The organism is Clostridium sp. (assembly GCF_032552055.1).
In the GTDB taxonomy this organism is placed as follows: Bacteria; Bacillota; Clostridia; order Clostridiales; family Clostridiaceae; genus Clostridium.
In genome coordinates this window covers 1-5,119 of sequence record NZ_JAWGSV010000227.1, presented here as the reverse complement: position 1 = coordinate 5,119, position 5,119 = coordinate 1, and the positions used below count along the sequence as shown (strand labels likewise).

Genomic DNA, 5,119 nt, shown 5'->3' with positions numbered 1-5,119 from the left:
GTATAATATAGATTAATATGTGTATTTAATAGGTGATTAATGTTTATTGCTATAAAAATAAAAAAGAAATTGATATTACTTATAATTATTATAGTACTAGTGGTTATAAGTACAGTGATTTTTAGGGAAACCCTTAGGCAATATCTTAAAATAAGTTATAAAAAGTTTTATTTTGCAAATCCTTCTTATGAAGAAATAATGAATTTAGAAAAAGACTTAAATATTAATAAAATTGATTATAATTGGACAGAAGATCTTATCTTTAATAATAAGCCTAGAAAAATAATATTTCACCATGCTGCAAGAAGTATATGGGATCCAGAAGGAATTAATGAATTTCATAAAAGTAAAGGGTGGAAGGGGATAGGTTATAATTATTATATTAGGAAAGATGGAAGTATTTATTTGGGAAGAGATGAAAATGCTGAGGGGGCTCATACTAAAGGGGAAAATAGCAGCTCTATTGGGATTTGTTTAGAAGGAAACTTTGAAGAAGAAGAAATAACAAAAGAACAATTTGAAAGTATAGAAAAACTTACTCATTATTTAATATTGAAATATGATATATATAAGATAATGGGTCACAGAGATGCCTACGAAACCCTTTGTCCAGGGGAGAATTTTCCCTTAGATGATATAAAAGAAAAGATATTAATTAATATAAAGTCTACACATTAAAATATAAATAGATTTTGGTATAAAAAAATTTAATTTACTAATTTTACAAAATTACAAATAGCTGTTAAGAATCAATTTTTTAAAATTTAAAGTAAGCAATGAAAAAACACTTAAAAAACTCTTATTGGAGTTCTGAAAAACAATTATTTTTAGTAATTTTATAAGAATTACATCAATAATTGTTAATTGAAAAAAAAGGCTGTTTACACAGCCTTTTTTAAGTATTCTTCTAATGCTTTAGATAATTGATCAGGACATGAACTGCTTTTATTACCGCATTCTATTCCTTTTAATTTTTCTATAACATCGCTGATATTCATATTTTTTACTAAAGCTGAAATTCCAATTAGATTTCCTTGGCAACCTCTTATAAACTTTACATCTTTAATAATGTTATCTTGAATTTCTAAATGTATTTCTGTAGAGCAAACCCCTTTTGTTTTATAAACGAACATTATGTCACCTCCAATGTTATGTACATTAATTATATATTCAAATCAGTAAAAAATAAAGTGAAAATGCTGAATAATAGAATTAAATATCAAAAGTTGTCTCATCTTAAGGAAATTAAACATATTATATTTATATATGTATAAGGATAATTAAGGTTATAGGATAAGGAGCTTTTGTATGAATTCTTTAATTATATGTAATACTGGAAATGACTCAATAATTAAGATACCTTTATTAAAAGATAAATTAAACTTTGATTATAAGGTGAAGGAATTAGTTTTAAATAAGGGTGAGAAGCCTTTGGGACCTACTAGTATATGTATTAAGGATAAGAAAGGGTATATTGCAAACAGCTATAGCAATTCAATATCTGTTATTGATATTGAAGGTATGGTTGAAGAAGAAGTAATCTATGTAGGTGCTAATCCTAATGATTTAGTTAGGTATGGAAATAAAATTTATATTGTTTGTTCAGAATCAGATACTGTTGTTTTGTACGATATAGAAGAAAAGAGAATAATTTTAGATATTAAGGTTAATAGTTGGCCATATAATATTGAAATAAGTGAAACATATAAGCTTTTATTTATTACTAATTTTCAAAGCCATAATATTTCAATAATAGATATAAATACAAATAAAGTAGTTGGTGAATTAGTTACATTAGAGTATCCAACTAAAATAAAAGTGTCTAAGGATGGTAAATTCTTATATGTTTGTGAAAGTTATATGGGAGATAGAAGCAATGGATATGTTGAAATCTTTAGTTTAATTACTTTAAAATCATTAGGTAAAATTGAAGTTGGAAAAGTTCCTATAGATATTTTTGAAGATGAAAATATAATTTATATTAGTAATTTATTAGATGGAAGTATTTTTTGTATAGATATAGATAATTTCCGATTAATAAAAGAGATTAATATTGGAAGTATGCTTAGAGGTGTTATTAAGTTAGATAATATTATTTACGTAATAGATTATTTAAAGGGAAGACTTATATGCGTAGATTTACAAAATAATAAAACTAAAGTCATAACAGTAGGAAAAGAGCCTAATGCTATGACCTTATATTAACTTTCATCACCAAATAATGAGTCCATAATCTTTATGTAAATATCTGATGGGTTTGCTTTCCACCTATTGCATAAAGATAATGCTTGTTTTTTAGTAGGAACAGATACTTTTAATGACATTAATAAATTATCATTTTCTAATGCTTGTAAATCTACAAGAAAGGAATTATCTTTACTTATAGTATAATCGCTGTGAATAGTAAGTTCCTTTTTAATAGAATCAATAATTGAGTGAAGATAGTCATCGATTATCTTCTTTTTTATTGTAGAAATTCTATCTGTGAAAAAGGATAGTGTACTGGCTCCTTTTTCTGTAATATTAATTAAATTTTTATCATTCACTATTTCATATCTTAAAAAATCAGAAGATATAAGCTCACTAATATATTGTTGAAGTGTAAAGTAATTTATAAAATTATTTTCCAAAATAATTTCTGTTAATTGTGTATTAGTAATAGGTTGCTTCAAAGAATCCATTACATATAAAACTAAAAGTTTATTTTCTGCAAGCTCTGCTGAGTTTTCGTACATACTAAACCTCCCTCTTTAGAAAGTATAGAACTATTATATCATATTATTGATAAAAGGATAATATAAAGAGAGTCATTATTATGAAAAAATAAGAATATAAATTAATTGAAGTAATAGATAGGAGTTTAAAGTGAAGAGGAGATATAGGATTATAAGTAGGTTACTTTTATTAGTTTTTGTAATAACTATTTCTTTTATTTTAGATGGAAGAGCTATTTCAATTTTTAATGAGGTTCAAGATAAATTACCTATATATAGGGTAAATAAAGATGCAAAAGAAGTTTCTTTAACTTTTGATATTAATTGGGCAGAAAATGATGAACTTCCTAGAATATTAGAGGTACTTGATAAATATAATGTAAAGGCAACCTTTTTTATTATGGGAGGTTGGGTAAATTATAGTGAAGATAATAAAAACAAACTAATTATGATTAAGGAGGGAGGACATGAAATAGGAAACCACAGTTACATTCATCCTATGTTTAGTAATATTAGTGAAGCTAGGATGAAGGAAGAACTAGATAAGACAAATAGAACTATTGAAGAAGCAGTTGGAGTAACACCCAAATTATTTCGTTTCCCAAGTGGAGAATATAATAAAAAATCTTTAGATTATGTTAAAAGCCAAGGATTTGTCCCAATACAATGGGATGTGGACTCTGTGGATTGGAAACAAAAAGGGGCGGATGAAGAGTATAATAGGGTAATGAAAAAGGTTAAAGAAGGCTCTATATTGTTATTTCACAATAATGCAAAATATACTCCAGGTAATTTAGATAAAATAATAAAAACACTTAAAGAAGAGGGATATGAGTTCTTACCAGTAGGTGAAAACATATATCAAGAAAATTATTATATAAATGATAAAGGTGAACAAATAAAAAAATAATTTAAAAATATTGAAAAATGATGATATAATGTATTATAATGGAAATATACCTATGGGTTGTTAATCAAAAGAAATAAAATATTACTAAGGGAGAGAGGGATTAGTGATGGACAACATGATGTTAAATAACAAAATTTATTTAGAAGGAAAGGTAATTTCAGGTCTAGAATTCAGCCATGAAATGTATGGGGAAGGGTTTTATACGTTTTCAATGGAAGTGATGAGACTAAGCGATTCAGTTGATATTTTAAACATAACTGTATCAGAAAGATTAATTGCTAATATGGATCTATCAATAGACAAGGAAATAATAGTTGATGGACAATTAAGATCTTATAATAAGTTTGTGGATGGTTCAAATAAACTTATATTAACTGTATTTGCTAGAAATATTGAACCTTGTATAGAAAGAAGTAAAAATCCTAATGAAATATTCCTAGATGGATTTATTTGTAAGGAACCGGTTTATAGAACAACACCATTTGGTAGAGAAATAGCTGATGTTTTACTTGCAGTTAATAGAGCATATAATAAATCAGATTACATTCCTACAATTGCATGGGGTAGAAATTCAAGATTCTGCCAAACCTTAGAAGTAGGAGATAATATTAGGGTATGGGGAAGGTTACAAAGTAGAGAATACCAAAAAAAGGTCAATGATAGTGACGTAGTTAAAAAAATAGCTTATGAAGTATCTGTTTCTAAGATGGAAAGAGTTCAAGATGAAGTAGAAGAAGTTAGTGATGTAAATGAAGTAAGTGAAATCAATGGAATAAGTGAACAAGAAGTTATGTAATAAAAAGGTGAAAAGCAAATTGCTTTTCACCTTTTATTTTAACTGCTATGTAGCTTATTTTCTTAAATCATCTAACATTTTAGTTTTATCCTTAGTTTGTTCATCAACTGATTTTACAATTTTAGCTGGACTTCCTGCAACTACTACGCCAGCTGGAACATCTTTTACTACTACAGATCCAGCAGCTATTACAGATCCATTGCCTACCTTGATTCCTTCTAATATAACTGAATTAGCTCCTATTAAGACATCATCGCCTATTTCACAGGGAGACTTGCTAGGTGGTTCTAAAACACCAGCTACCACTGCACCAGCACCAATGTGAGATCTTTTACCAATTATAGCCCTAGCACCAATAACAGCATTCATATCTATCATAGTATCTTCTCCTATTTCAGATCCTATATTAATAACAGCACCCATCATAACCACAGCGTTTTTATCGATTTTAACCCTATCTCTAATTATTGAACCAGGCTCTATTCTTGCATCGATATTTATTAAATTAAGCATTGGAATAGCAGAGTTTCTTCTATCATTTTCTATTCTATAATGATTTATTAATTTTGAATTTTTTTCAATAAAGTTTTTTACAAATGGTGCTTCTCCAAAAATAACATAAAAATTATTACTACCATACCATTCTAAGTCCTCAAAATTTAAATTGCTTAAATCCCCATTAATATATGCCTTAACAGG

7 protein-coding genes are annotated in these 5,119 nt (G+C 27.0%); 4 read left to right on the top strand and 3 right to left on the bottom strand.

The window, feature by feature from the left end; translation table 11 throughout:
- The first annotated feature begins 198 nt into the window (after window positions 1-198).
- On the top strand, window positions 199-678 hold the full coding sequence (locus E6248_RS12895) for a peptidoglycan recognition family protein (protein ID WP_316341199.1): 480 nt from the start codon (window positions 199-201) through the stop codon (window positions 676-678).
- Between the two features lie 203 nt (window positions 679-881).
- Here E6248_RS12895 and E6248_RS12890 read toward each other — a convergent pair whose 3' ends face one another.
- Complete coding sequence (locus tag E6248_RS12890; protein ID WP_316341198.1) at window positions 882-1,133, bottom strand: TIGR03905 family TSCPD domain-containing protein; 252 nt, start codon at window positions 1,131-1,133, stop codon at window positions 882-884.
- A gap of 175 nt (window positions 1,134-1,308) precedes the next feature.
- Between E6248_RS12890 and E6248_RS12885 the strand changes: the two genes are divergently transcribed.
- Window positions 1,309-2,205, top strand: coding sequence for a YncE family protein (locus E6248_RS12885; protein WP_316341197.1), 897 nt, complete (start codon window positions 1,309-1,311; stop codon window positions 2,203-2,205).
- Here E6248_RS12885 and E6248_RS12880 read toward each other — a convergent pair.
- On the bottom strand, window positions 2,202-2,735 hold the full coding sequence (locus E6248_RS12880; protein ID WP_316341196.1) for a DUF4364 family protein: 534 nt from the start codon (window positions 2,733-2,735) through the stop codon (window positions 2,202-2,204). The two genes, E6248_RS12885 and E6248_RS12880, sit on opposite strands and share 4 nt — an antisense overlap.
- Before the next feature lie 130 nt (window positions 2,736-2,865).
- Here E6248_RS12880 and E6248_RS12875 point away from each other — a divergent pair, with 130 nt between their 5' ends.
- A complete protein-coding gene (locus E6248_RS12875) occupies window positions 2,866-3,624 on the top strand; it encodes a polysaccharide deacetylase family protein (protein WP_316341195.1) in 759 nt (252 codons plus the stop codon).
- Between the two features lie 106 nt (window positions 3,625-3,730).
- The gene (locus E6248_RS12870) at window positions 3,731-4,420 is read left to right on the top strand and encodes a single-stranded DNA-binding protein (protein WP_316341194.1); all 690 of its coding nucleotides are present in this window, start codon (window positions 3,731-3,733) and stop codon (window positions 4,418-4,420) included.
- Between the two features lie 54 nt (window positions 4,421-4,474).
- On the opposite strand, the gene dapD is transcribed toward E6248_RS12870, so the two are convergent.
- Window positions 4,475-5,119: 2,3,4,5-tetrahydropyridine-2,6-dicarboxylate N-acetyltransferase (gene dapD / locus E6248_RS12865; protein ID WP_316341193.1), on the bottom strand; the 645-nt coding region annotated here is incomplete at its 5' end.